The 25,746-nt window shown below is 38.3% G+C and carries 23 protein-coding genes, 2 tRNA genes and 3 pseudogenes; 2 read left to right on the top strand and 26 right to left on the bottom strand.

Features of this window, described 5'->3' with window-relative positions:
• Nucleotides 1-5: 5 nt before the first annotated feature.
• The 26 genes and pseudogenes from ubiA to BHECKSOX2_RS05310 all read right to left on the bottom strand — a co-directional run bounded on the left by ubiA (nucleotide 6) and on the right by BHECKSOX2_RS05310 (nucleotide 24,459).
• Complete coding sequence (gene ubiA / locus BHECKSOX2_RS05435) at nucleotides 6-842, bottom strand: 4-hydroxybenzoate octaprenyltransferase (RefSeq protein ID WP_139682787.1); 837 nt, start codon at nucleotides 840-842, stop codon at nucleotides 6-8.
• On the bottom strand, nucleotides 839-1,744 hold the full coding sequence (locus BHECKSOX2_RS05430) for an RluA family pseudouridine synthase (protein ID WP_139682786.1): 906 nt from the start codon (nucleotides 1,742-1,744) through the stop codon (nucleotides 839-841). Before BHECKSOX2_RS05430 ends, ubiA begins: the two co-directional genes overlap by 4 nt.
• Nucleotides 1,744-2,511: a TatD family hydrolase gene (locus tag BHECKSOX2_RS05425; protein WP_139682785.1), complete on the bottom strand. Its 768-nt coding sequence runs from the start codon at nucleotides 2,509-2,511 to the stop codon at nucleotides 1,744-1,746. The genes BHECKSOX2_RS05430 and BHECKSOX2_RS05425 overlap by 1 nt, the downstream gene beginning before the upstream one ends.
• 9 nt (nucleotides 2,512-2,520) lie before the next feature.
• Nucleotides 2,521-2,793, bottom strand: a complete 273-nt coding sequence (locus BHECKSOX2_RS05420; protein WP_139682784.1) for a TatD family hydrolase — start codon at nucleotides 2,791-2,793, stop codon at nucleotides 2,521-2,523.
• A gap of 57 nt (nucleotides 2,794-2,850) precedes the next feature.
• Nucleotides 2,851-3,744 carry an HNH endonuclease gene (locus tag BHECKSOX2_RS05415; protein WP_139682783.1) on the bottom strand — a complete coding sequence of 298 codons (894 nt, stop codon included), beginning with the start codon at nucleotides 3,742-3,744 and terminating at the stop codon, nucleotides 2,851-2,853.
• 599 nt (nucleotides 3,745-4,343) lie between these two features.
• Nucleotides 4,344-5,996, bottom strand: coding sequence for an ATP-binding protein (locus BHECKSOX2_RS05410; RefSeq protein WP_139682781.1), 1,653 nt, complete (start codon nucleotides 5,994-5,996; stop codon nucleotides 4,344-4,346).
• Nucleotides 5,993-7,039 carry a DNA cytosine methyltransferase gene (locus BHECKSOX2_RS05405; RefSeq protein ID WP_139682780.1) on the bottom strand — a complete coding sequence of 349 codons (1,047 nt, stop codon included), beginning with the start codon at nucleotides 7,037-7,039 and terminating at the stop codon, nucleotides 5,993-5,995. The genes BHECKSOX2_RS05410 and BHECKSOX2_RS05405 overlap by 4 nt, the downstream gene beginning before the upstream one ends.
• Nucleotides 7,040-7,599: 560 nt before the next feature.
• Nucleotides 7,600-9,420 carry a coiled-coil domain-containing protein gene (locus tag BHECKSOX2_RS05400; protein ID WP_139682779.1) on the bottom strand — a complete coding sequence of 607 codons (1,821 nt, stop codon included), beginning with the start codon at nucleotides 9,418-9,420 and terminating at the stop codon, nucleotides 7,600-7,602.
• A 579-nt stretch (nucleotides 9,421-9,999) separates the two neighbouring features.
• The gene (locus BHECKSOX2_RS05395; protein WP_139682778.1) at nucleotides 10,000-10,752 is read right to left on the bottom strand and encodes a hypothetical protein; all 753 of its coding nucleotides are present in this window, start codon (nucleotides 10,750-10,752) and stop codon (nucleotides 10,000-10,002) included.
• The gene (gene rsmG, locus BHECKSOX2_RS05390) at nucleotides 10,749-11,360 is read right to left on the bottom strand and encodes a 16S rRNA (guanine(527)-N(7))-methyltransferase RsmG (RefSeq protein WP_180323678.1); all 612 of its coding nucleotides are present in this window, start codon (nucleotides 11,358-11,360) and stop codon (nucleotides 10,749-10,751) included. The genes BHECKSOX2_RS05395 and rsmG overlap by 4 nt, the downstream gene beginning before the upstream one ends.
• Nucleotides 11,357-13,225 (bottom strand): tRNA uridine-5-carboxymethylaminomethyl(34) synthesis enzyme MnmG, encoded by a 1,869-nt coding sequence (gene mnmG / locus BHECKSOX2_RS05385; protein WP_139682776.1) that lies wholly within the window; start codon nucleotides 13,223-13,225, stop codon nucleotides 11,357-11,359. The genes rsmG and mnmG overlap by 4 nt, the downstream gene beginning before the upstream one ends.
• A 10-nt stretch (nucleotides 13,226-13,235) precedes the next feature.
• On the bottom strand, nucleotides 13,236-13,727 hold the full coding sequence (locus BHECKSOX2_RS05380) for a DUF2207 domain-containing protein (protein ID WP_139682775.1): 492 nt from the start codon (nucleotides 13,725-13,727) through the stop codon (nucleotides 13,236-13,238).
• Between the two features lie 2 nt (nucleotides 13,728-13,729).
• Nucleotides 13,730-14,212: a hypothetical protein gene (locus BHECKSOX2_RS05375; protein ID WP_139682774.1), complete on the bottom strand. Its 483-nt coding sequence runs from the start codon at nucleotides 14,210-14,212 to the stop codon at nucleotides 13,730-13,732.
• A 77-nt stretch (nucleotides 14,213-14,289) separates the two neighbouring features.
• Nucleotides 14,290-14,544: pseudogene (locus BHECKSOX2_RS05370) on the bottom strand (class II fructose-bisphosphate aldolase); the annotation flags it as partial.
• A gap of 5 nt (nucleotides 14,545-14,549) precedes the next feature.
• A pseudogene (locus BHECKSOX2_RS05365) lies at nucleotides 14,550-14,942 on the bottom strand (FAD-dependent oxidoreductase); the annotation flags it as partial.
• Nucleotides 14,943-15,140: 198 nt separating this feature from the next.
• Nucleotides 15,141-15,494, bottom strand: coding sequence for a hypothetical protein (locus BHECKSOX2_RS05360; RefSeq protein ID WP_139682773.1), 354 nt, complete (start codon nucleotides 15,492-15,494; stop codon nucleotides 15,141-15,143).
• Between the two features lie 9 nt (nucleotides 15,495-15,503).
• Nucleotides 15,504-15,944: a Panacea domain-containing protein gene (locus BHECKSOX2_RS05355; protein ID WP_139682772.1), complete on the bottom strand. Its 441-nt coding sequence runs from the start codon at nucleotides 15,942-15,944 to the stop codon at nucleotides 15,504-15,506.
• Between the two features lie 262 nt (nucleotides 15,945-16,206).
• Nucleotides 16,207-16,371 (bottom strand): annotated as a pseudogene (locus tag BHECKSOX2_RS05350) (fructose-1,6-bisphosphate aldolase); the annotation flags it as partial.
• A gap of 22 nt (nucleotides 16,372-16,393) precedes the next feature.
• Nucleotides 16,394-17,455, bottom strand: coding sequence for a class II fructose-bisphosphate aldolase (gene fba / locus BHECKSOX2_RS05345; protein WP_139682771.1), 1,062 nt, complete (start codon nucleotides 17,453-17,455; stop codon nucleotides 16,394-16,396).
• 180 nt (nucleotides 17,456-17,635) lie between these two features.
• Nucleotides 17,636-19,087, bottom strand: a complete 1,452-nt coding sequence (gene pyk / locus BHECKSOX2_RS05340) for a pyruvate kinase (protein ID WP_139682770.1) — start codon at nucleotides 19,085-19,087, stop codon at nucleotides 17,636-17,638.
• Between the two features lie 3 nt (nucleotides 19,088-19,090).
• On the bottom strand, nucleotides 19,091-20,254 hold the full coding sequence (locus tag BHECKSOX2_RS05335) for a phosphoglycerate kinase (protein ID WP_139682769.1): 1,164 nt from the start codon (nucleotides 20,252-20,254) through the stop codon (nucleotides 19,091-19,093).
• On the bottom strand, nucleotides 20,251-21,054 hold the full coding sequence (locus BHECKSOX2_RS05330) for an HNH endonuclease signature motif containing protein (protein WP_180323677.1): 804 nt from the start codon (nucleotides 21,052-21,054) through the stop codon (nucleotides 20,251-20,253). Before BHECKSOX2_RS05330 ends, BHECKSOX2_RS05335 begins: the two co-directional genes overlap by 4 nt.
• 4 nt (nucleotides 21,055-21,058) lie before the next feature.
• Nucleotides 21,059-22,054, bottom strand: coding sequence for a type I glyceraldehyde-3-phosphate dehydrogenase (gene gap, locus BHECKSOX2_RS05325; RefSeq protein WP_139682768.1), 996 nt, complete (start codon nucleotides 22,052-22,054; stop codon nucleotides 21,059-21,061).
• 32 nt (nucleotides 22,055-22,086) lie between these two features.
• The gene (tkt, locus tag BHECKSOX2_RS05320; RefSeq protein WP_139682767.1) at nucleotides 22,087-24,072 is read right to left on the bottom strand and encodes a transketolase; all 1,986 of its coding nucleotides are present in this window, start codon (nucleotides 24,070-24,072) and stop codon (nucleotides 22,087-22,089) included.
• 157 nt (nucleotides 24,073-24,229) lie between these two features.
• Nucleotides 24,230-24,305, bottom strand: a tRNA-Thr gene (locus BHECKSOX2_RS05315).
• A gap of 77 nt (nucleotides 24,306-24,382) precedes the next feature.
• Nucleotides 24,383-24,459 (bottom strand) — tRNA-Met (locus BHECKSOX2_RS05310).
• 85 nt (nucleotides 24,460-24,544) lie between these two features.
• Between BHECKSOX2_RS05310 and coaE the strand changes: the two genes are divergently transcribed.
• Both coaE and BHECKSOX2_RS05300 read left to right on the top strand, forming a co-directional pair.
• Nucleotides 24,545-25,159, top strand: coding sequence for a dephospho-CoA kinase (coaE, locus tag BHECKSOX2_RS05305; protein WP_139682766.1), 615 nt, complete (start codon nucleotides 24,545-24,547; stop codon nucleotides 25,157-25,159).
• 154 nt (nucleotides 25,160-25,313) lie between these two features.
• Nucleotides 25,314-25,746: transposase (locus BHECKSOX2_RS05300; RefSeq protein ID WP_139682531.1), on the top strand; the 433-nt coding region annotated here is incomplete at its 3' end.

The raw sequence follows: 25,746 nt of genomic DNA, 5'->3' as shown, positions 1-25,746 counted from the left end.
TCCAATCATAATCCAGAAATAATACCCAACAGCACACTCATCCCAATATAGTGATTGTGCAAAAATGCCTCAAAACAAGCGCCTTTCTCCCGCTTTTTAATTAAAAACTGATGATAAAACATCAACCCCAACACTACAAACAACATAAGAAAATACGCTAATTTTAACTCAAACACCCACCCAATTTTAATCAAAATACCAATTAACATTAATTGCAACAAAGCAATAATGAGCCGATCAAACCGAGCAAATAAAATGGCACTGGATTTAACCCCAATCTTTAAATCTTCCTCTCTATCCGCCATGGCATACATAGTATCGTAAATCACCGTCCACACAACAGTCGCCAAAAAAACCCACCACGCACCCGCAAGCACGCTGCCATTGGTGGCAGCAAAAGCCATCGGCACACTCATTGCAAATGCACAGCCAAGCACGAACTGTGGCAGGTGCGTCCAACGCTTAGTAAACGGATAGAGTGTCGCCAAAAAAGCTGCAATCACTGCTAATTGAATGGTCAAAGTATTGGTCATCAATACCAAACCAAAGGCGATCATCATCAGCACAAAAAATAAAATAAGTGCTGATTTTGGATGAATTTCCCCTGTGGTGATGGGACGGTTTTGCGTGCGTTTGATCAATTTATCAATCCCTCTATCTGCATAATCATTAATCACACAACCTGCTGAACGCATTAAAACCACCCCTGCAACAAAAATCAAGCATAACTTTAAATCAGGCACTCTCTCTGCCGCCAAAAACAACGCCCACAAAGCAGGATAAAGTAACAAATAAATCCCAATCGGCTTGTGTAAACGCATCAGGCGAAAATAAGCCTTCATAAGGTCGCCAAAAATGCCTGTAATTCCGCTGACAACGGCGCCTTAATGGTTTGGATTTCTCCCGTACTTGGATTGGTAAAAGTCAGTTGATGCGCATGCAGGAATAAACGCCTCAAACCTTGAGCATGTAATTTTCGATCAAATTCTCTGTCACCATATTTATCATCGCACGCCAAAGGATGCCCTGCATATTGTCCATGCACACGGATCTGATGCATACGCCCAGTTTCAATGAGCACTTCAACCAAAGAAGCATCAATACTCTCAAAATTCTTTATTGGTTGAAAGTGACTAAGCGCATCTTTGCCTTTCGCATCAACCACTGTGCAGCGTGAATTCTGATATAAAGGTGCGTCAATACTATGGCGTTTTTTTGACCATGTGCCTTTAACCAGAGCCGTATAGCGTTTCTCCATTTGATGTTGAATCAGTTGCTCATGTAGATTTTTCAATACACTGCGTTTTTTGGCAATCAACAAAACGCCTGAAGTCGCACGGTCAATGCGATGCACCAACTCCACCGGCGTGTTAAACATATCTCTGAATGCCTCAATCACCCCAATATCAATACCACTACCACCATGCACTGCCAATCCACTCGGCTTATTAATCACCAACAGCCCTTTATCCTCATACAAAATACTCTCAGTCAACAACTTTTTAAGACTATCTGAGGCTTTACTCGGCTTTGATTCAGCCACCCGAATCGGTGGGATACGCACCACATCATCGACTTGTAATTTGTAATCGGCTTTTTTCCTGCCCTTATTGACCCGCACTTCACCTTTACGAATCACTCGATAGATGTGTGATTTTGGCACACCTTTAAGTATTTTAAGTAAATAATTATCTAGTCGTTGTCCTGTGGAAAACTCATCAACTGTCTTAAATTGAACGCTCATCAGAAAAACAAGGTCTTAAAATTATTGGTGGTGGCATTAGCAATTGCTTCAATACTCTCGCCCCGAATTTCGGCTAATTTTTCAACTGTATAATAAGTGTAGGCGGGCGAGTTAGGCTTGCCACGGTAGGGCACAGGGGTTAAATAAGGTGCATCTGTTTCCACCAAAATCCTATCCAACGGCACTTTTTTAGCAACCTCGCGCAAATCATCCGCACTCTTAAAAGTGATAATGCCTGAAAATGAAATATAAAACCCCAAGTCCAACGCCGCTTTAGCTGTGTCCCAATCCTCAGAAAAACAATGCATTACCCCTTGTTCCGCCTGCTCTTCTTGCATGATTTGAATGGTATCGTGCTTGGCATTGCGTGTGTGAATAATCAGCGGTTTGCCCGATTGATTGGAGGCTTGAATATGCCGCCTAAAGCGGTCTCGTTGCCAATCTGCTGTGTCTTTTTCCACATGAAAATAATCCAACCCTGTCTCGCCAATGGCAATAATATTATCCTCATCCGCCAACGCCAACAATTCTGCCACACTCGGATCTTGACCTTCCAACTCACAAGGATGTACCCCCACCGACGCATAAATCTGCGAGTATTTCTTCGCCAAAGAAAACACATCCTCGAAATGCTCTAAATCAATACAAACGCATAAAAATTCCTCCACCGACAGTGTTTTGGCATGCGCCAATAAACTGTCCATACTGCCACCAAAAGCCGCTAAATCTACTCTGTCTAAATGACAATGTGAATCAATGATTTTCATATTAATACCTCAAGTTATTGTTAAAAATTGGNACGCCAACAATTCTGCCACACTCGGATCTTGACCTTCCAACTCACAAGGATGTACCCCCACCGACGCATAAATCTGCGAGTATTTCTTCGCCAAAGAAAACACATCCTCGAAATGCTCTAAATCAATACAAACGCATAAAAATTCCTCCACCGACAGTGTTTTGGCATGCGCCAATAAACTGTCCATACTGCCACCAAAAGCCGCTAAATCTACTCTGTCTAAATGACAATGTGAATCAATGATTTTCATATTAATACCTCAAGTTATTGTTAAAAATTGGTCGTTGTTGTATCTAAATTTAGCATCTTATTGCCTATAAGGCAAGGGACGAAAATCAAGCGCCTCACGACTCGGTCTTTGACTTTTTTCCTTTGGTAGAAAAATATTTGATGCATGGTGTTGCGCATATTCTGTATTACTAAGTGACGAGGAAACAACTACTTTATAAGCATTGTTTATGCCGATAAGCCCAAGATCAAACAACAGATGAAAATCAGATCTTAATAAAATACCGTTTGTAATGTTATTTGTATTCTCTCCTTGATAAGGAACAATATGAGCTGCTTCGAGAATAGGTGGTAAGTTTGTTGCCGAAATAGCACACTTTCCATCATATATTTTCAATAATTTTTTTCTGAATTTAGCCTGTCCTCGTCTATTCGCAATAGAACGAATTATTTTTTCTTTGACCTTTTCTGCGTCTTTTGGGTCAAATGCCTTTTCACTTATTTCATCTTCTGAAATTATATGGGCTGGCGTACGACCCAACCCCACAAATTCCCATTGCCTAGGGTCGTCTAAATTTGCACTAATAAATTTTTTTTTTGTTGGATTTCCTCCTTGGCTATTGGGGTTTTTTTTCTTATCCTTTTGTGCTTTACAAATTAATTTTTTTAACTCTTTTGTATTTGGGGATAGTTTTATATCAGTAGATCCTTCTACCTCAAGCGCTCTCTGCGCCATGGATGGCCATATTTTCAAGGCATTTTTAGAAACCAAAAACACCTTGATCGTCCTTATGTTCAATTTAAAAATCCTCGACAATATCACCTCTAACGCAAGCAAATAATCAGTATTTCTTTCATTTACACCGCCTTTAGCACCGCCTCTTGACTCCATCACAAGCCCAGAATACCCCTCTATCGTTTGCACCGACACAGAAGCATTAAAGACTTCGTTATTTTCAGAAACAACATTCATAAATCAACCTCTCTATTAAAAACTAAAATCTTTTAACAATTTTTTAGCATTGCTTTTAATTTTATCAGATTTTCAAAGCTGCCTAAGTCGCCCTCAATGCCAAGTTTTGGCTCAATGGCGCCAAAAAAAACCAGTGCGATTTAGGGAGTGCAGAAAGTGGATGGAGTTAGTTTGGTTATTTTTATAAATGGTACGCCAAAAACCAAAAATAGAAATTACAAACCTAACGCCATGCCCGATTAAGTGCAATAAAAAAGCCCTGAATAATCAGGGCTTTTTTATTATTTGCAGTGCCCATAGAGGCGAACGACTGCTATCATGTGTTACTAGAACTTTAAAGAAAAATTCACACTTGACTTGTTATCGCTACCACTTGCTCTGTGCTCAAACCCGATACTTTTGCCATCCTCAACAGCGTATTTGGTTGCGACTGTTACAGCGTTGTTATTTATCCCATTAAATGANAAATCAATACAAACGCATAAAAATTCCTCCACCGACAGTGTTTTGGCATGCGCCAATAAACTGTCCATACTGCCACCAAAAGCCGCTAAATCTACTCTGTCTAAATGACAATGTGAATCAATGATTTTCATTATTCAATTATCAAAGAGTGTTTCTAACCTTTCTTTAATGTTTATATAAACTGAGGCTAGTCTCAATTGTGCTTCTTCAGTTAATCTGCCTGTATGTGCAACAGCATTCCTCATAGGCTTATATTCTATTGCGTCTCTTGCTAAGGACGCTGAATTACTATTTTTACTCTTATCAAGTAAATTTGCCAAACCATCCATGGATAAATAACTTAAACCTTCATTATTTTTCATAATGTCAATACTGATATTTCCGTTATTTGTGTTATTTTCCTCTGCTGCTTTATATTTCCTTATGTTTTTTTCTGCTTCTTCAGATAATTCTATCTTTTTATCTTTTATGTATTTCCTAATCAAATTTTCAGACATAAAACAATCCACATAAGAAAGAACATTAAATTGTGCATCGTCATTTAAATCATTTAACCATCCATTAATCTTAGTTTTACTTTCTGAGTCTTTTGGTGGTGTATATTCATCGGCAGTTTTATTAACCAAAGACATAGCGGCTCTTTGTTTTGGCGTTTTTCTTTTATCATATTCAATGTCCCCCTCTTGCCTATGTTTTATCCTCCATTCGTCCCATTGATTGGATATTTTGTTAAGTATTGTTTCTAATTCATCTAATAAGATTTTAAAATCAGCATCCCCTTCTTTTACCCCCTCTCTGGAAGTGGTAAATTTATCATCATCTTCTGAGTCTAATTGATCAAAGTGAATTTGTCCATACAAATAACTCGCCACTACTCGAGTTGAAAAAGTTGAAAAATGACTTAAAATATTTTTTTCTCTTAATCGCCCATTAACAAAAAGATCAACACCAATCTTTTCGTCAGAATTACGAATTTTCAAGTGACTTGGTTTTACAACTGATACAATAAACCCTTTAATTTTTACTTCGGAACTTATGTTTTCATTTTCTTTTAACTCACCTAATAAATTAATATAAGGATCTTCTAATTCATTTATTTTCCACAAAAATTCTGTTTTTTTCGCCAAATCTGTAAGGATATTTACCGTAATTTTTTCATCATTGATATAAATATTAAATTTTGTATCTACAAGAGAAAATCGAAAATATAAAGCTACTAATATTTTAATGTAATCTAATCTGTTTTTTATACCCTCATGAATATCTTCAAAATAAACAATTGTTCCTTTTGCGTGATCTTTTTTATACTTTGAAAAAATTTCATTATCTAGTTGACCGAGTTTTGAATTCTGCGCATTTACATCGTCATTAATGTCTTGGTCTAATTGATTATTATCAATAACACCGCCCACATAGTCTGTTTCAAGCGTTTTAGTAATAATGTTAATCTTCTTTGCACAAGATAATAGTGCTAATTTTCCAATACCTTTTCTGCCAATAAAAGGACGCCCGCCTGATGATTTCTGATCACCGTTCTTTCTTTTTGTATAGCCAATTTTCAAAAACTTATCTTGAAAATCTTGCTCTGACATACCTATACCATCATCCTTGATAACAAAATAATTTTCTTCTCTCTCGATAGTAATCCATACATTTTCCGCATCAGCATCCCATGAATTGGAGATTGCCTCGCCAATCACTGTAATAAAACTACGGTATAGATTTCTACCCAAATGGTCTAGTACACTAAGAGAAATATTGAAATTAAATCCTGATCCGTTAGTCATGGTTTTCCTTTATGTGTTCTACAATCTATATGCTCTACAATCGTTTTACCAATTACCAACCCCAACTGTGGCGGAACGGCATTGCCGATATGCCTGCTTGCCTCAACAGTACGAATTTCTTTGCCAAAATCATAACTAGCGGGAAATGTTTGCAATAACGCACCTTCTCGAATAGATATAGCTCTGTCTTGCTCAGGATGTCCAAACCTGCCTGAACCATAACTGCTAAATTGTGTTGTTATTGTGGGGGAAACTTTACTCCAACTCATGCGACCATAAACAGTTGCGTAACTTTGACCACTCTCCTTTTTGTAACAATCTGGCAATAGTGCTTTATCCCAATCCTTCCAAGTACCTCCAGGTTTTGACTGTTGTATTCTCTTTATATTTAATTCAGAAAGATTTCTAGTTTTATGTACTTTGTCTTTTTTGCAAACTTCACCACTTTTTAACACAGGCAACGATTTAATAATTTTTTCAATCGAAATGTGTTCGTTTTTTTTGTGGGTTTTTTGTGGCACTGAGATATCACCTAATTTTGAGGCTAAAAAAACCAGTCTGTTTCTATTTTGTGGGATGCCATAATCAGCACAATTGACAACTTCATAGGAAACTTGATATTTCATTTTTTTTATTTGTTCAACAAACTTGCTAAACACTTGGGTTTTAACTATCCCTCGCACATTCTCCATAGAGATAATATCAGGCTTTATAGTCTTAATTCCCCGTAGAAAATGGTCAATCATATTCCAACGGACATCTTTTTCTCTGTCTTTAACTTTAAAAGTATGAGATGAAAATGTTTGACAAGGTGCACAACCTGCTAAGACTTTAATGCTACCTTTAGAATACATATTTTTCATGGCTTTAAAATCATAACTAGAAACATCTTTGCAAATAAATTTAACGCCATTGTTTCTTTTATAGGCGTATTCACACGATTTATCATTATCAAGGCCAGCGAGCACTTTTATATTGGCTTTCTGTAACCCGTGTGTTAGACCGCCAATACCACAAAATAAATCAATTGCCTCGATTTTCATAACGCCTCCTATTGAAGCCTAAAATTCTTCGGCTTTATTTTTTTAATTTTATCAGAATTAAACTGCTTTCAATACCAAGTTTTTGCTCAGTATTGCGATGTGAATCCTTGTTTGATTGCGGTTACACCTTGCCCCTCTAGTACATTTTTGAGTTTGTGTAGGATTTCTTTAAATACTTTTTTGCCAATTTTATTCTAATGCGTGTTACGATTTTGGGTTAGATTAATTACTCGGCAATTGAGACTCCTGGATTAATACAGAGACCTCTAATTGGGTTAGTTGATTGTGCCAACTAAATTCTCTACCATTATCAAAAGTTAGGATTTCAACCCAATGTTTGATTAACTCAAGGACACCAAAAAAACCAGTGCGATTTAGGAAATGCAGATAATGTATAGAGTTAGTTTGGTTATTTTTATAAATGGTACGCCAAAAACCAAAAATAGAAATTACAAACCTAACGCCATGCCCGATTAAGTGCAATAAAAAAGCCCTGAATAATCAGGGCTTTTTTATTATTTGCAGTGCCCATAGAGGCGAACGACTGCTATCATGTGTTACTAGAACTTTAAAGAGAAATTCACACTTGACTTGTTATCGCTACCACTTGCTCTGTGCTCAAACCCGATACTTTTGCCATCCTCAACAGCGTATTTGGTTGCGACTGTTACAGCGTTGTTATTTATCCCATTAAATGATTCTTTGCGGATACCAACTACAAAACCATCACGCACTAGATATTGTACTTCAAGTGAGTTAATCGACTCTGATTTGCTCTTCGTTTTAAGAGTAATATGCTTGGCTAACACCGAGATACCACTACCGAACGAATAACTGCCATGTAGTGAAACCCCCGTATACCTCGTGCTTTCAATATAACTTATTGCTTCACCCTTAATAGCACTCAGTCTGTTGTTGATACCAGCGTTTGATGGCTTGATAGCATTGTTATGATCAATTCCTGGAGGTGCATTTACAGCATTTCCATTGTTACGATCAATTCCTGAAGGTGCATCTACAGCATTTTCATTATTACGATCAATTCCTGGAGGTGCATCTACAGCATTTTCATTGTTATGATCAGTTCTTGAAGGTGTATCTACAGTACCTTCATTGTTATGCACTGACTGCTCTATGTGTTTATATTTTGAAACTTCAACTTCTTCAATTGCTTTGTTGAGCTTCATGTAGGCTTTTTCGCTTGCCCAGCGTGCTTTTCTCAACGGTATACGAATTTTCTCAATTTTGCTAACAAGTTGTGCTTGCTTGCTGGCTATTTTGAGTTTAGTAGCAAGGGCTTTGTCTAACTGAGACTTGATAGCCTTCAATCTTAGTGCTATGTTTTTCACTATGGATCTTTGAAGCACAATTTTTGCTTGATAAGTAGCAAGTTTTTTTTGCTCTTGTTCCTTCCGGTAATTAGCCATTCCTGCCGCATTCAGGTACGCAGAAAACCAAGTCTGGCTATACTTTGCTTTGTATTCATCATGCAATCGTTGATATTCTTTAATCTTATCTTTTGTTGCTGCAATTAATTGCTTAAGCGAGTTAAGCGCATTCGTTTCATTTTTCTGCTGAATAAGCATATTGTTGTAAACGCCGTTAGTCGCAGCCCATATATCCTGAGCCACGATCAAAGACACGCCTAGACTTTGGCTATCGGCATTCATGCTGTCATATTCTGTCTTTAACCTGTCATATTCTACCCTTAATCTTTGATACTCTGCTCGAGCTGCACGCATTTTCAAAACAGCAGCAGCGTCAACCTTTTGATGAAGTTGCTCTTTATCCACCTCTTGTCGGGGTTTGTCTTTAGCCACCTCTTGTTGGGGTTTGTCTTTAGCCACCTCTTGTTGAGGTTTGTCTTTAGCCACCTCTTGTTGAGGTTTATCTTTAGCCACCTCTTGTTGAGGTTTATCAACTCTTTTCCATGGGATAAGTGGGTCAAATTGGCTTGATGGAGTGTTTGCACTTGATGTCCCGAGATCTATCATTGTTGATACGGTGCGTTCTGTTGTATATTGCATTGCACTCGCTCCTAGCTGCCAATTACTGCCTGCGTAACTAGCAGAAAGTCCTCTTGATTTACTGCCTCCTAGCCATACATTAAAGTTTGTAGCGCCGAATTGTTTGCTAGCGACAATGCTATTGTATGACTTCTCTGCGAGTGCTCTACTAGCACTATTGGTCATCATTGTATCATTATTACCAAAGGGCACTACTTGCTTACCGACTGAGATGTTGGCGCCTCCGAATTGGGCGATCACCGCTAGATCGTTAAGTCCTGTGCGAGTAATCTGTAAGTCGTTGCTCGCTATTGATTGGGCTGTTGCCAGCGTCAATGCCACTGCCACAACTATAGTTATGTTGTTTTTTTGCATTTATTCATCCTTTTTATAGTCACAAAATTGTAACCAACACTTTATTATAATAGAGTTGAGCATTTAAGTCTATAAGTTTATTTCATCCAAAAAAAATCAAACAATTTTTCTTCTAAATTTTAATTCTGTTCTTACTTGTTTTTTCTTTTTCATTAGAGTTACACTGCATGCCACTTTATTTTACTGTTATTGGTCTTTTGTAATTCAATGTGGTTTCAATATCAATTAAAGGACGCCTCAGAAGCCTTACCACTTTTTAACACGGACAATGATTTAATGATTGAAACATACTTATCTTTTGCGTGGGTTTGCCTAATTTTTAGAGACCTTTGCATAAATAGGGATGATTAGCAAAATCCAATTTTTGCCCAATTGGTGATTTCTTTAAACCTTGTCCTAGCAGGGCTAAGGCTGGGTTTAAAAAATCGCCAAGTGGGTGAAAAGTGGGTTTCTGATGATTGTTCCTATTTATCCTCAAGGGAGGCTACGCACTGCAAAGGTCTCTTTTAGACTAAAAAACCAATCTATTTATATCTTGTGAAATACCGCAGAATAAATCAATCGCCTCTACTTTTACAATTAAAAATCGAAATTTTTAAACAAATCTTTTACCGTGTCCTTTAGTTCATCACTTGCAACACCGAGCTGTTGTGCAATTTTTCGACGCAAGCTAGCTTCAATTTCTTTTTTACCAGCCTCAATACCCTTTTCCTCTAATGCTTTTCTCAAATTATTCATAATCTTTTTGGTAACTTCTTTGCCAATTTTATCAATTCTAATACCTGAATCTCCACCAAAATTACTGATGGAAATATTAGGAACTTTAAGTGTGGTTCTTAGCCACTCAGAATCCACTTTAAGGCTAATATTGCTAACTTTAAAATACTTTATCTTGATGCGTTTTTCATTGGCGTTACTATTATCACTACTAGACACATCAGAGGACTGTGATGGCGCTTGATCTAAATTATCAATGAGTTGTGTCAAATTCACATTAGAATCGTTTTGCTCCAAGGTGAATGCCAACCCATCAAGAAATATCTCATCAAGAACAATCAAATTGTTATCGCTATCGCCTACTTTTAAAGAAAAATGATCCAAAGAGAAGGCATTTTCATTCTTAAAGTTAGGTGGGTTTTTCACCTCAATAAAATCAATATTAATACTCTTGTCTAAAAAATCAGAACTAAATTGACTGATTTTGACCGGTGTTTTTAATAACTCAGTAGCATATTGTTGGCTGATTTTCTTTCCTATCGGGTCAAGCAGAGTAATAATAACAATTGTTACAGTAACAATTAAACCCAGTAATGTGTAGATTATTTTTTTCATATTTTTTTCCTAATTTCTAATAAGAACCGTTCATTTGAAACATTTGATACGCACAGTTGATGGATTTTTGTACCTTCGGGCAAACTCTCTTGTCCAATATTTGCACCCTTCATTAATAAGTAACGCCCATTATCGCATAATAGATGTTGTGTTAATTTCAATGTTTTGTTGACCTTAGCAAATGCTCTGGAAGTAATCTGACCAAAACACCTCTGAGATTCAAACACCTCAACACGCTCATTCAATACGGTTAAATTTTTAAGCCCTAATTGAGATTTTACAAACTGCATAAAACGACATTTTTTACCCACTGTATCTAGCACATTAACAAAAAGCTCAGGTCGCATAATACTAATCACAATCCCTGGCAATCCTGCACCTGCGCCCACATCAAGTAGTGGTGACTTGTCAATAAACGGCATAATAGACAAGCTGTCTAATAAATGCTTTTTAACGCCTTCTTCCATTGTGCGAATCGCACTGAGGTTATAAGTTTTGTTCCATTTTGTGATTAATGTTAAATATTCAAGCAACTTAGATAGTTGCTCTTCATCAAGCTTGATGTTCATCTTTTTGGCGCCACCAAGTAATAAAGTTTCATGATTCATGATTTACTATAAGTCTTTAAATACACCAATAAAATAGAAATAGACGCAGGAGTAACACCTTGAAGTCGGCTTGCTTGACCGATAGTCTCTGGACGATGGTCGCTAAGTTTTTGTATCACTTCACTTGACAATGCCCTAATAGAATCGTAGTCTATATCGCTCGGTAAAACGGTGTCTTCATTCTTGCGATATTTTTCAATTTCTTCTAGTTGGCGTTTGATATAACCCTCATATTTAATCTGATTTTCCACCACACCGATTAAAGTTGTATCCGTTAAAAAAGGCTGCCCCGATTCAATCTGAGATAAAACTTGATAATTCACTTTTGGTCGTTTTAACAATTCTAGCAACGAATACTCGTGACTCAACGCCTGACCTAAGACTTCGCTTGCCTGCGTATCACTGGCTTGAATCCAAGTGGTTTTTAAGCGTTCTTTTTCTTGCGCTGCTACTTCATATTTAATTTTAAACGCTGCCCAACGCTCATCATCCACCAAACCTAACTCTCTACCCTTGGGTGTTAAGCGCGCGTCTGCATTGTCTTCTCTGAGTAACAAGCGATATTCAGCACGCGAAGTAAACATACGATAAGGCTCATTTGTGCCTTTGGTAATCAAATCATCTACCATCACCCCAATATAAGACTCATCGCGTTTTGGCAACCAAGGATTTTTTTCTAATACAGCGCACCCCGCATTCACACCTGCCAGTAATCCTTGTGCTGCTGCTTCTTCATAACCCGTTGTACCGTTAATTTGTCCAGCAAAATACAGTCCTGATATTTTTTTTACTTCCAGTGTTTGTCTCAAGCCTCTCGGGTCGAAAAAATCATACTCAATGGCATAACCAGGACGCACAATATCAACATTTTCAAAACCTTTGATTGAGCGAATAAAATCTTGCTGCACTTCATACGGCAAAGAAGTCGAGACACCATTTGGATAGACCTCATTGGTCATCAAACCTTCAGGCTCAACAAAAATTTGGTGTGAATCACGCTCACTAAAACGCACGACTTTGTCTTCAATTGATGGGCAATATCTTGGGCCAGTACCTTCAATATTGCCTGTAACCATTGGTGAGTCTTTTAAACCATCACGGATAAAATCATGCGTTTGCTCATTAGTATGCGTGATGTAGCAAGGGATTTGCTGTGGGTGATCGCTCGCCTTTCCCATAAAAGAAAAAGTCGGTAATGGCGTATCACCTGGCTGTTTTTGCAATACACTAAAATCAATAGTGCGCCCATCAAGCCTTGGTGGTGTACCTGTTTTTAATCGTCCCACACCTAAATCATAGGAACGAAGCCGCCTGGACAATGCATTGGATGGCGCATCGCCAGCACGGCCACCTTCGTAATTAGACTGCCCAATATGAATCACACCACCCAAAAAAGTACCAGAAGTTAAAATTACTTTATCGGCCGTAAAACGCAAACCCATTTGTGTTTTCACACCCTTAATGACATCATTCTCAATGATTAAATCTTCAACTGCCTGCTGAAACAATGATAAGTTTTCCTGATTTTCTAATTTGTGGCGAATGGCCGCTTTATACAAAACCCTATCTGCTTGAGCACGAGTAGCACGCACTGCTGGACCCTTAGAAGCATTAAGTGTGCGGAATTGAATGCCCGCCTTGTCAATCGCGTGTGCCATAGCACCACCCATCGCATCAATCTCTTTCACCAAGTGCCCTTTACCAATCCCACCAATCGCAGGATTGCAGCTCATCTGCCCAAGTGTCTCAATATTATGCGTAATCAACAGTGTCTTAACACCCATGCGTGCAGGCGCAAGCGCTGCTTCAGTGCCTGCATGCCCGCCACCGATGACGATGATTGAATAATGTTGTGAATATCCCATAATTTTCGGGCTATCCTTTGTTGTTTAGAACTTTATCAACCAATTGATGTTGTTTTTCTATTTCATCAAATTCAGCTTTAATCGTGCTTTCTTTTTTGAACATTAGTCTTAAAATAAGCAAATTTGCTATCAGCCATATGAACAATACTATTGCAAATATACAACACATAATAAATAAAATTATATCCATATTAACAAAGTTACTGACGACAATATTCAATAAAAAAATGAATACCAAGCTTATTATTAATAAGAACCCAACTAAAATTGAATTATTTGGATTGATAAAATAAGTGTGTTTTCTGCACTCAGTAACGGCACTTTCCCATTGTTCCTCAAGTTGTGAATCATATTTATTATCTTTATCAAAATCAATTTTTACCAAAGAAGTAATAAAATCTTTTAAATGCGTCTGATGATTAGTAAAAAGATATTGCACAACCGCAACCGAAACACCAGTTAAAACTACCAGTATATTTAACTGAGATAAAATCTCCTGCATTATTATGCTAGCGTAATGTCTCTATCTATCTTATCAAATAAATTAGATACAAACATGCCCATACTCTTATGGTTAAAGTTGGCAATAGCTTTAGTGCTATTTTTATCAGTTTCGTAACGGAAAGCATTGTTACCCACAACAATAAAATTAGGCAATTCATCAAAATTTGAAGCAATCTTTAAATTCTCCTTAGACTGTTGGTAGAAAGTATTATGCACTTGATCATCAATCTCTTTTTCAACAATAACACTTACCGTGTTGCCATTTTCAAGCACTTTTTGCAGTCGAGTGGTTAATTGATCGTAAAAACGCCTCAATAATTGATTAGAGATAATTTTTACATCTTCTTTATCTCTAATCGCCTTATCAAAGAGTGTACTGAAAAGCAACAAAGCATTCTCTTCGCTGGCATTGTGAATTTCTTGATCTTTCTTGCCCTCATAACACTCGTTTACAAACTCCTTATAATCAAAATCTTTGCTCATAATACTCACCTATTTATTAACAAATTTAAAATATTCCATCTTTAATGCAACGACCAGCAACATTGAAATAGTGTCACTTACTTAATTTGTGCGTCTAACTCGCCAGACAAATATCTTTGACTCATCGTATCTAATGAAGAAACTTTGATTTTATCGGCATTGCCAGCTGAGCCAAAAGCCTCAAACCTAGCGGCACAAATATCACTCATGGCATTGGTGGCTTCTTTTAAGAATTTACGCGGGTCAAAATTAGCAGTATTTTCAATCAAATGCTTACGCACTGCGCCTGTTGATGCCATACGCAAGTCAGTATCAATGTTAACTTTACGCACANGACATCATTCTCAATGATTAAATCTTCAACTGCCTGCTGAAACAATGATAAGTTTTCCTGATTTTCTAATTTGTGGCGAATGGCCGCTTTATACAAAACCCTATCTGCTTGAGCACGAGTAGCACGCACTGCTGGACCCTTAGAAGCATTAAGTGTGCGGAATTGAATGCCCGCCTTGTCAATCGCATGTGCCATAGCACCACCCATCACATCAATCTCTTTCACCAAGTGCCCTTTACCAATCCCGCCAATCGCAGGATTGCAGCTCATCTGCCCAAGTGTCTCAATATTATGCGTAATCAACAGTGTCTTAACACCCATGCGTGCAGGCGCAAGCGCTGCTTCAGTGCCTGCATGCCCGCCACCGATGACGATGATTGAATAATGTTTATTCATATTAACAATTCAAATAATGTATATTGAGTGGATCTTTTATCAAAAGTTAAAATACTACTTATGCCAGATGTTTTGACAGTATGTGCAATTAATAAATCCGATAAATCAAAAGTTGTTACTTTTACCTCTAAGTAATGGGCTTTATGCAAACACACTTAACGAAACAGTTTTCGCATCTACGCCCACCCGTTGCAATTACTATTTATCTGTTTCATAAAGCCACTTGGAGGCTATATAAAACACACCAAGAATATTGGCAGTAGTGGTACTTAACAAAGCAATCAAAACTAAACTTTCAAGTTGAAAATAATGCTTATTTCCAGTCAATAGCAATAGCACCAAAATAATATAAGCGCAAATAGCCCGAAACAATTTTTTGTATGTTCCAACTGCAAGTTGATGTTTGTTGTCTTTGTGAGATAGTTCTTGATTTTTCTTTTTAGACTCTAAAGACTCTAAAGGATCTTCCTCTTCTAACGGTGTACTCAAGTTATCTATAATCGGTTTATCTTTATTTCCTCTTTTTAGAATAAATTCACTGATTCCACCCATAACTATAAATTAAAGTTGATTGTCTTTATAAAATTTATATATATCATCAGCAGGAATGACACCATATTTATTGCTTTCCCAAGTTTTACTCCAAGGCGTATTCTTTTGATGAGTTAAACCTGATAATTGCGGACCACTATATTGCTTATAGTTTTTATATACCTCTTCAATGATCTCTGAACTATCCTTATCAATTTCTTCTTTAGGTGAGGAACTTATCTTATTTTTTACTTGATTAGAGCCATGCTCTCTCAACTTTTCATAAAGTTCTGGCACCACAGGTCCAAAATTCCAAGCTCTTGTATCTTCATAATATAATTTAGTGTCCCTAAGTGCTAAACTAAACCCATGTGCAATATAGACCATCTTTTGTAATTGCATATTAGTTAAAGGTTCGTTTTTAGCCAAATCAATAAATTTATTAGCAATAGTTATTACCGAATAAACCATACGCCCTCCTTAAAATATATTTTTGTTGTAAGAGGCCTTTGCAGTGCGTAGCCTCCCTTGCGGATAAATAGGAACAATCATCAGAAACCCACTTTTCACCCACTTGGCGATTTTTTAAACCCAGCCTTAGCCCTGCTAGGACAAGGTTTAAAGAAATCACCAATTGGGCAAAAATTGGATTTTGCTAATCATCCCTATTTATGCAAAGGTCTCTGTAAATATAATCCAATTGCTTGCAACAAATCCTGCAATCTAAGTTCAACTATTTAATCTTTGCGTCTAACTCGCCAGACAAATATCTTTGACTCATCGTATCTAATGAAGAAACTTTGATTTTATCGGCATTGCCAGCTGAGCCAAAAGCCTCAAACCTAGCGGCACAAATATCACTCATGGCATTGGTGGCTTCTTTTAAGAATTTACGCGGGNATCCTGCAATCTAAGTTCAACTATTTAATCTTTGCGTCTAACTCGCCAGACAAATATCTTTGACTCATCGTATCTAATGAAGAAACTTTGATTTTATCGGCATTGCCAGCTGAGCCAAAAGCCTCAAACCTAGCGGCACAAATATCACTCATGGCATTGGTGGCTTCTTTTAAGAATTTACGCGGGTCAAAATTAGCAGTATTTTCAATCAAATGCTTACGCACTGCGCCTGTTGATGCCATACGCAAGTCAGTATCAATGTTAACTTTACGCACACCGTGCTTAATACCTTCAACGATTTCATTCACTGGCACCCCATAAGTTTGACCCATATCACCACCATGATTGTTGATGATTTCTAACCAATCTTGTGGCACTGAAGACGAACCATGCATAACCAAATGCGTGTCTGGGATGCGTGCGTGAATTTCTTTAATGCGGTCAATACGCAGCACATCACCTGTTGGTTCTGCGGTAAATTTGTACGCACCGTGTGAAGTGCCAATCGCGATTGCTAAAGCATCCACATTGGTGGCCTTAACAAAATCAGCCGCTTCTTCCACTGAGGTAAGCAACATATCTAAATCTAGCTTACCTTCCGCACCATGGCCATCTTCTTCGCCCATCATGCCAGTTTCAAGTGAACCTAAACAACCTAATTCGCCTTCTACAGAAACACCACCTGCGTGTGCCATTTTTACCACTTCAGCGGTAACATTAACATTGTACTCAAAGCTGGCTGGGGTTTTCATATCAGCCTCTAAAGAACCATCCATCATCACCGATGAAAAACCCGATTGAATTGAACGCAAGCAAATAGCCGGCTCAGAACCGTGGTCCTGATGCATCACCACTGGAATATGGGGATACATTTCAGTCGCCGCAATAATAAGATGACGCAAGAATGGCTCACCTGCATAAGAGCGTGCACCTGCAGAGCCCTGCATGATAACTGGACTATTTGTCCTGTCTGCAGCCTGCATAATCGCGTGCACCTGCTCCATATTGTTAACATTGAATGCTGGCATACCATAGCTATTATCTGCCGCATGGTCTAATAATTCTCTTAGTGAAATTAACATATTTTTACTCCTTTTTTTATTTTGAATTAAATACTTACTAAAGTTTAACACTACTCGTTTATTTAGTAACGAACACACATATTTTTACTTTTTTTATTTTTAATTAAATACCTTCTAAAATTTAATATTGCTCATTCGTTTAGCAACGAAGACACCTATTTTCTTGCTATTTTAGCTTACTTACTCATATTCAGTATCACCAACACAAAGAATTTTCATTAGGTTAGTTCCGCCTGACTCTCCTTTATGCATACCCTTGGTTAATACCACCAAATCTCCATTTCCTACAATATCTTTTTCTGTTAATATTTTAATCACTCTGGCATTGACCTTGCTCCAATCTAAATTAGACATATCCTCAATACCGCAAGGATAAACACCACGATAAAGTGTCGTTTTACGCAAAGTAGCAATACTATCACTCATCGCATAAATTGAGATATCAGAACTCATACGCGACATCCACAATGGTGTTTTACCACTCTCAGTAAGTGTCGCTACGACTTTAACACCCAGATGATTTGCCGCATACATAGTACTCATGGCAATGGTTTCATCAATATGTGTAAAATTTTCATATAGGCGATGATGTGAAGTTTTTGCAATTGGATTTTTCTCGGCCTCTATACAAACATCGTGCATGGTCTTCACTGCATTCTCTGGATAATCACCTGCTGCCGTTTCTGCAGATAGCATCACTGCATCTGTACCATCCAATACCGCATTTGCCACATCAAAAACTTCTGCACGCGTTGGAATTGGATTGCTAATCATTGACTCTAACATCTGCGTTGCAGTAATCACAATACGGTCATTTGACCTAGCTAATTTAATCAATCTCTTTTGCTGTGCTGGTAATTGTGGATCACCAATTTCAACACCCAAATCACCACGCGCTACCATGATGCCGGCTGACTCCTGAATAATATCAGCAATAATATCATCTACCAAAGATTCAGCGCGTTCAATTTTTGAAATCACGCCTGCATCAGAACCCGCTTCTTTTAATAACTTCTTGGTAAGTCGCACATCATCACCACTCACTGGAAAGGAAAGTGCAACATAATCTGCATTTGCCTTAGCAGCAGTTAGTATGTCTTTCTTGTCTTTTTCAGTTAGTGCATCAGCCGACAAGCCACCGCCACGAAGGTTAATACCCTTCTTATCAGATAAAATGCCGCCCTGCGTTACCACGGTATTAATTTTATTGCCTTCAATGCTAGTAACCTCTAGAACAATCTTACCATCATCAAGTATTAAAACATTGCCTGTTTTAACCTCTTGTGGCAAGGTTTTGTAAGCAATACCAACACCATCTTGATTACCAGAAGTCTCGTCCATATCGCCGTCAAGTGCAAACTTATCACCGATATTTAATTCAATCTTTTTTTCATCTTTAAAGCCAGCAACACGAATCTTTGGACCTTGTAAATCCATCAAAACGCCCACATAGGTATTGTTATCATGTGCCCAATTGCGCACGGCTTTCACTCTAGCCAAGTGTTCTTCTGCACTACCGTGAGAAAAGTTAATACGCACAACATTCACGCCTGCTTTTAGAATACCTTCTAAAACACCTTGCTTATCCGTTGCTGGACCGAGTGTTGCTAATATTTTGGTTCTTCTAGGCAAGAGTTACTCCGCTGCTCGAAGTTCTAAAATCTCTACAGCTGGTAATTTCTTACCTTCTAAGAATTCTAAGAACGCACCGCCACCAGTAGAAATGTAGCTTACTTTGTCTTCAATATTGTACTTATCAACCGCTGCTAAAGTATCACCGCCACCTGCAATTGAGAATGCATCAGAATTAGCAATTGCCATTGCAACTGTCTTAGTGCCACCTTCAAATTGGTCAAATTCAAACACACCAACTGGACCATTCCATACGATAGTACCTGCATTTTTCATAATCTCAGCCAGTTCTTGCGCAGAATCAGGACCAATGTCAAAAATCATATCGTCATCTACCACCTCTGATGACGCCTTGGTTTCAGCTGCTGTAGATTCTGAAAATTCCTTGCCGCAAACTACATCATTTGGCACCGGAATTTCACAATCTTCCATCAATTTTTTAGCCGTTGGAATTAAGTCATTTTCGCACAATGATTGTCCAACATTGTGCCCCTGCGCTGCAATAAAGGTATTGGCAATACCGCCACCAACCACTAATTGGTCAACAATTTTAGATAAAGACTCTAATACTGTTAATTTGGTTGATACTTTAGAACCACCAACAATTGCTACCATCGGGCGCTTAGGGTTATCTAATGCCTTACCTAATGCCTCTAATTCACCTGATAACAACGGGCCAGAACAAGCAATCGGTGCATACTTAGCCACACCATGGGTTGAGGCTTGTGCACGGTGTGCTGTACCAAATGCATCCATCGCAAAGATGTCACACATGGCTGCCATACGCTTAGATAAAGCATCGTCGTTTGCCATTTCGCCCACATTAAAACGCACATTCTCGCAAAGCACAACTTCGCCATCATTCATCTCAATACCATCTAACCAATCTTTTTCTAAGCGTACTGTAATGTTTAATAATTCACTGAGGCGATCGGCAACGGGTTGCAAGGTAAACTCATCACTCGCTTCACCTTCTGTAGGGCGACCACGGTGTGACATCAACATGACTTTAGCGCCTTGTTTCATTGCCATTTCGATGGTTGGCAATGACGCTTTAATGCGCTTATCGCTTGTTACCACCCCTGCTTTAATAGGCACATTTAAATCCTGACGAATCAGAACTCTTTTACCACTCAATTCTAACGCTTCTAAATTTATAATCATCATTTATCCTTCCATATTTTTCCAACTAATTTAGGGTTTACAATAAAGGGATTGTAATTGCCTTGTATTGCCATAATTTGCTTGTTGCGTTTTCTTTCTTTGTCGCTCACTGGGTCGTTCTTGTGCCACCTAAGCAATATCTTTTGTGCCCATGGCGTAAAGTTATTGCCTTTTAATATCGGTGAAGACCAATTCTGAACTCTGTCATAATAAGCAGTTAGCAAGTAAAAATACCCCCTAGCAAGATCTCCTTTAAACTCATCAACAGGCTCAAAATATTTTCCTTTTAAGCTTTTATCTTTTGCCTTACCCAGTTTAGATCCATTCAAAGAAAATTTTGCCCCCTTTGGATCAACTTCTGCATAAGGGTAAGAGGCGCGCATATTATTCACATACCCATCTACTGGATATATATGATATAGATCCTTCGCCATTGGCTTTCCTAAGTCGTCACCCCACCAAGCCTTTGGAAAAGAATGCTCCCTGTTATAACAGTCACCTTCTTTTTTGTAGTGACCGCATTGATTGACAAAAAACTCATAAACATACGGCAACTTGTTCTTCTTATATGAATAAATATCAAACACTTTATTCGGTTTGTTAGGCAACGCATCCGTTTTCTTAAATGTCTTCCATAAATCTTTATAACTCAAAACCTTGTGTTTGCTTATTTTATCAAATAATTGCTTTCTTAATGACTCTCCTTGTTGTTGAGTGTCAACTGTATTTCCAACTACAGGGGCAGACGAACAACCATATAGCGTTACGCTAAATAAGACACCAATAAAAAAGTAAATTCTCATGCGACTAAGCAATATGTTGAACCAAACGAAGCATATTACAAGTGTAGCCATACTCATTATCATACCAAGACACTAACTTCACAAATGTATCGTCAAGTGCGATACCAGCATTCGCATCAAAAATTGATGAAGCACTGATGCCACGGAAATCAGACGATACAACCATATCTTCTGTGTACTGTAGTGTACCTTTCATTGCACCCTCTGAAGTTGCTTTGATGGTTGCACAAATTTCTTCATAACTGGCAGGCTTGTCTAACTCACAAGTCAAGTCAACCACTGAAACATCGACCGATGGAATGCGAAAAGCCATACCCGTTAATTTACCGTTTAATTCTGGCAATACAACGCCTACCGCTTTAGCGGCACCTGTTGATGAAGGAATGATGTTCTCAAATACTGCACGACCCCCTCTCCAATCCTTCATTGAAGGACCATCAACTGTTTTTTGTGTTGCAGTAGAAGCGTGAACCGTTGTCATTAAGCCACGCTTAAGTCCCCAGTTGTCATCAATGATTTTAGCAATTGGCGCTAAACAGTTAGTGGTACAAGACGCCGCAGAAACAATCGCTTGAGCGTTGTAAGAATCGTGGTTAACACCGTATACAAACATTGGTGTGTTGTCTTTAGCAGGTGCCGATTGAACGACTTTCTTAGCACCAGCATCAATGTGTGCTTGACAAGATTCTTCAGTTAAAAAGAAACCCGTACAGTCAATGACAACATCTACATCAATATCGCCCCATTTAAGGTCGGCTGGGTTACGCTCAGCGCTAAGGCGAACCTTCTTACCATCAATTATAAAATTGTCGCCTTCAACAGCAATATCACCATCAAAACGACCTTGTGCTGTGTCATACTTAAGCATATATGCTAAATAATCATTTTCCAGTAAGTCGTTAATGCCAACCACTTCTAACCCTGAAAAGTCCTTTTTAATTGCACGAAACACCATACGACCGATACGGCCAAAACCATTGATACCTATTTTAATTCCCATTTTCCTACTCCTTTTTTATATTTTTTTTAAAATTATGCCAAAACTTCATTTACAGTTTTAACCACATTATCTACTGTGAAACCAAATTCTTTAAATAACTGATCTGCTGGTGCGCTCTCACCGAAGCTCGTCATACAAACCACATCACCTTCTAGACCAACATACTTGTACCAAGCATCACCAACACCTGCTTCAATCGCAACACGCTTTACGCCTGGCGTTAACACAGAATCTTGATACGCCTTATCTTGTGTGTCAAATGCATCTGTTGAAGGCATTGAAACCACACGAACTTTTTTGTCACGCATTGCCGCAGCGCTTTCCACTGCTAAACCAACTTCAGAGCCTGTTGCAATTAAAATGATGTCTGGCGTGTCTTCACAATCCTGCAATACATAACCCCCTTTTTCAATATTTGCCACTTGCTCAGCCGTTCTTTCCATTGGCGTCAAATTTTGTCTTGAGAATACCAATGCAGTCGGCGCATCGCATCGAAGCATCGCCATCTTCCAAGAAACTGCTGATTCAACTGCATCACAACCTCTCCAAGTTTGAAAGTTTGGAATCATTCTCATGGTTGCCAATTGCTCAACAGGCTGATGTGTCGGACCATCTTCGCCCAAGCCGATAGAGTCGTGTGTATAAACATAAATCGTACCAATTTTCATTAGTGCCGACATACGCAATGCGTTACGCATGAATTCCATAAACATAAAGAAGGTTGCACCATAAACTTTGAAACCACCATGTAAGACCATACCATTCATCATATGTGCCATACCAAATTCACGCACACCCCATGAAATATAATTGCCGTTAGCGTTTTCTTTGTTGACTTTAACGGTGCCTGACCAGTTAGTAAGGTTAGAACCTGTTAAATCCGCACTACCACCAAACATTTCTGGTAATAATGGTCCCATTGCTTCAATTGCGTTTTGACTTGCTTTGCGTGATGCAATATTCGGCATTTCACCTTGAGTCTTAGCGATGAACTTATCCATCTCAACTGCAAAATTCGCTGGCAACTCACCCGCCATACGACGCTCGAACTCAGCTGCTTCCGCTGGAAACTCTGCCTTATAAGTAGAAAATTTATCATTCCAAGTGCTTTCATCTGTCACGCCTTGTGCTTTGTGGTCCCAACCTTCGTAAACATCAGCAGGGATTTCAAATGCTACATGGCCCCAGCCCAGTTGCTTGCGTGTTGCTGCGATTTCTTCGTCTCCCAAAGGGGCGCCATGGCAATCATGGGTACCTGCAAGGTTTGGCGAGCCAAAACCAATGGTTGTTTTGCAACAAATCAAACTTGGCTTGTCGGTAACCGCTTTCGCTTCTTCAATCGCTTTATTAATTGCCTTAGCATCATGACCATCAACAGCAACCACATGCCAATCATAAGACTTAAAACGACCCGGAACGCCTTTCTCCATCCAATCACCGATATGTCCATCAATTGAAATGTCATTATCATCCCAAAAAGCCATCAACTTGCCCAACCCTAATGTACCTGCCATTGCGCAAGACTCGTGCGACAAACCTTCCATCAAACAACCATCGCCCATAAATACATAGGTGTTATGATCAACAATCTCATGACCTGGTTTGTTAAATTGTGCGCCTAATGTACGCTCTGCAATCGCCATACCTACAGCATTAGTGATACCTTGACCTAATGGACCTGTTGTTGTTTCAATACCATCTATATAGCCATACTCAGGATGTCCTGCAGTCTTTGCATGCAATTGGCGAAAATCCTTAATGTCATCAATTGACAAATCAAAGCCTGTTAAATGCAGCAATGAGTAAATCAACATTGAACCGTGTCCATTAGATAAAACAAACCTATCTCTATCTGCCCAGTTAGCATTAGTTGGATTATACTTCATGTGGTCGTTCCAAAGCACTTCGGCAATATCTGCCATTCCCATTGGCGCACCTGGATGACCTGAATTGGCTTTCTGAACCGCATCCATACTTAAAGCACGAATCGCATTTGCTAAATTTCTGCGTGATGACATATTAAATTTCCTTGATGAAAAATTGAATAATTATACGCAAAAACTCTAAATTTATCAACACTGCCCGCAAACACCTGCCCTATCAACAAATCAACAATGAACAGTTTTTTTATAGGCGAAAAAAAAGGTCATCGCAAAATAACCTTTTTTTAAAAAATGGTGCCGAAGGCCGGACTCGAACTGGCGACCTACTGATTACAAATCAGTTGCACTACCAACTGTGCTACTTCGGCGTAATGAATTTGAAAATTATACAATCTTATCTAAAATACATTGCGCTTTTTATTACGATTGTATAAATTCTCAAATATGGTGGTTATAGGTGGACTTGAACCACCGACCCCAGCATTATGAATGCTGTGCTCTAACCAGCTGAGCTACATAACCATGAAGAGCAATATTATCGGGACTTTTGCCATAAAAGTCAATAGATAATTACAGGTGAAGATTTGTGGTGCTAAAATCAACACCTATGACAACACTTAAAATTGCACTGACGGGTGGCATTGCTTGCGGAAAATCACAGATGGCTCATATTTTTGCTGAGTTAGGTGCTGATGTTGTTCGGCTTGATGATGTTTCTAAACAAGTAACTACGCCTGAATCAGATGGCCTTAGAGAGCTGGTAGATGTCTTTGGCAAAAGGATTCTTAATCAAGATAACAGCCTTGATCGACAAGTGTTGCGAACCCTCTTATTAGAAAACAAAAGCAATAAAAATCGTATTGAAGTCATTTTGCATCCAAAAATATTGAAAATAATGCAAGAATGGCAAAAAAATTCACAAAAATCCTTAAATATTGTAGAAATTCCACTACTTATGGAGAAAAACTTAACTTATCTGTTTGATAGAGCTATTATTTTGACCTGTAATGAAGAAAAACAGCTAAAAAGACTGAAAAATCGTGCAAATATTGACGAAAAACAAGCAAAAAATATGATTTCTATGCAAACTAGTCACGAAAATAGGTTAAAAATTTCTGCAGAATTGCCCTGTGATGTTATTGAAAACAATGGCACGATTGCCGATTTAAAAAAGCAGACTCAACAGTTATATCAAAAGCTCAATCAATCTGTAGGCATTTGACGGGCTTACTTACCGCTAAATATTACGCTATGCTAAAACCTAAAATGAGACCGTTGAATTTAAATAATTTTTTAGAGACCTTTGCATAACCCAACCAAAAACCCACCAATCTGATAAAACAACACCCATCTAAAACACCCATAAAACACCCAAAATGTCTTGGAAAAACACCCAACAAAATTCATTTGCAGATTCTCTTGTTATTGAACATAAATCTCTATCAGAACTAGACGATGTGCATAACATCATTAACTGGGGCGAGATAGAACAAACACTATCAAATCTTTATACCTCCAAAACAGCTGCAAGCGCCTATCCACCCATAATGATGTTTAAAATCCTAATTCTTCAGGCTTGGTATGCGCTTAGCGATGAAGCCTTAGAAAAACAAATTGCTAGAGATTTAATGTTCAGACGCTTCATTGATTTAAGTTTAAGCGAAGCAGTGCCAGACCATTCCACCATTTGGCGTTTTAGACAATTACTCAATACTGAAAATTTGCTAGAAGCACTACTAGAACAAATCAATCATCATTTAGAACAAAACAGTATTATTGTTTCTCTAGGTTCAATCAACATTATTGATG

Source organism: thiotrophic endosymbiont of Bathymodiolus puteoserpentis (Logatchev), assembly GCF_900127505.1.
GTDB lineage: Bacteria > Pseudomonadota > Gammaproteobacteria > PS1 > Pseudothioglobaceae > Thiodubiliella.
This window is presented reverse-complemented; position numbering and strand designations above follow the sequence as displayed.

Coding starts and splice junctions, on each gene's coding strand:
- coaE (WP_139682766.1), top strand. CDS start 24,545: ATGACAACACTTAAAATTGCACTGACGGGTGGCATTGCTTGCGGAAAA.
- BHECKSOX2_RS05375 (WP_139682774.1), bottom strand. CDS start 14,212: ATGAGCAAAGATTTTGATTATAAGGAGTTTGTAAACGAGTGTTATGAG.
- gap (WP_139682768.1), bottom strand. CDS start 22,054: ATGGGAATTAAAATAGGTATCAATGGTTTTGGCCGTATCGGTCGTATG.
- tkt (WP_139682767.1), bottom strand. CDS start 24,072: ATGTCATCACGCAGAAATTTAGCAAATGCGATTCGTGCTTTAAGTATG.
- BHECKSOX2_RS05380 (WP_139682775.1), bottom strand. CDS start 13,727: ATGCAGGAGATTTTATCTCAGTTAAATATACTGGTAGTTTTAACTGGT.
- BHECKSOX2_RS05360 (WP_139682773.1), bottom strand. CDS start 15,494: ATGGGTGGAATCAGTGAATTTATTCTAAAAAGAGGAAATAAAGATAAA.
- BHECKSOX2_RS05395 (WP_139682778.1), bottom strand. CDS start 10,752: ATGAAAAAAATAATCTACACATTACTGGGTTTAATTGTTACTGTAACA.
- BHECKSOX2_RS05415 (WP_139682783.1), bottom strand. CDS start 3,744: ATGAATGTTGTTTCTGAAAATAACGAAGTCTTTAATGCTTCTGTGTCG.
- BHECKSOX2_RS05330 (WP_180323677.1), bottom strand. CDS start 21,054: ATGAGAATTTACTTTTTTATTGGTGTCTTATTTAGCGTAACGCTATAT.
- BHECKSOX2_RS05405 (WP_139682780.1), bottom strand. CDS start 7,039: ATGAAAATCGAGGCAATTGATTTATTTTGTGGTATTGGCGGTCTAACA.
- BHECKSOX2_RS05430 (WP_139682786.1), bottom strand. CDS start 1,744: ATGAGCGTTCAATTTAAGACAGTTGATGAGTTTTCCACAGGACAACGA.
- mnmG (WP_139682776.1), bottom strand. CDS start 13,225: ATGGGATATTCACAACATTATTCAATCATCGTCATCGGTGGCGGGCAT.
- ubiA (WP_139682787.1), bottom strand. CDS start 842: ATGAAGGCTTATTTTCGCCTGATGCGTTTACACAAGCCGATTGGGATT.
- BHECKSOX2_RS05335 (WP_139682769.1), bottom strand. CDS start 20,254: ATGATGATTATAAATTTAGAAGCGTTAGAATTGAGTGGTAAAAGAGTT.
- rsmG (WP_180323678.1), bottom strand. CDS start 11,360: ATGAATCATGAAACTTTATTACTTGGTGGCGCCAAAAAGATGAACATC.
- BHECKSOX2_RS05400 (WP_139682779.1), bottom strand. CDS start 9,420: ATGCAAAAAAACAACATAACTATAGTTGTGGCAGTGGCATTGACGCTG.
- fba (WP_139682771.1), bottom strand. CDS start 17,455: ATGTTAATTTCACTAAGAGAATTATTAGACCATGCGGCAGATAATAGC.
- BHECKSOX2_RS05355 (WP_139682772.1), bottom strand. CDS start 15,944: ATGGTTTATTCGGTAATAACTATTGCTAATAAATTTATTGATTTGGCT.
- BHECKSOX2_RS05410 (WP_139682781.1), bottom strand. CDS start 5,996: ATGACTAACGGATCAGGATTTAATTTCAATATTTCTCTTAGTGTACTA.
- BHECKSOX2_RS05425 (WP_139682785.1), bottom strand. CDS start 2,511: ATGAAAATCATTGATTCACATTGTCATTTAGACAGAGTAGATTTAGCG.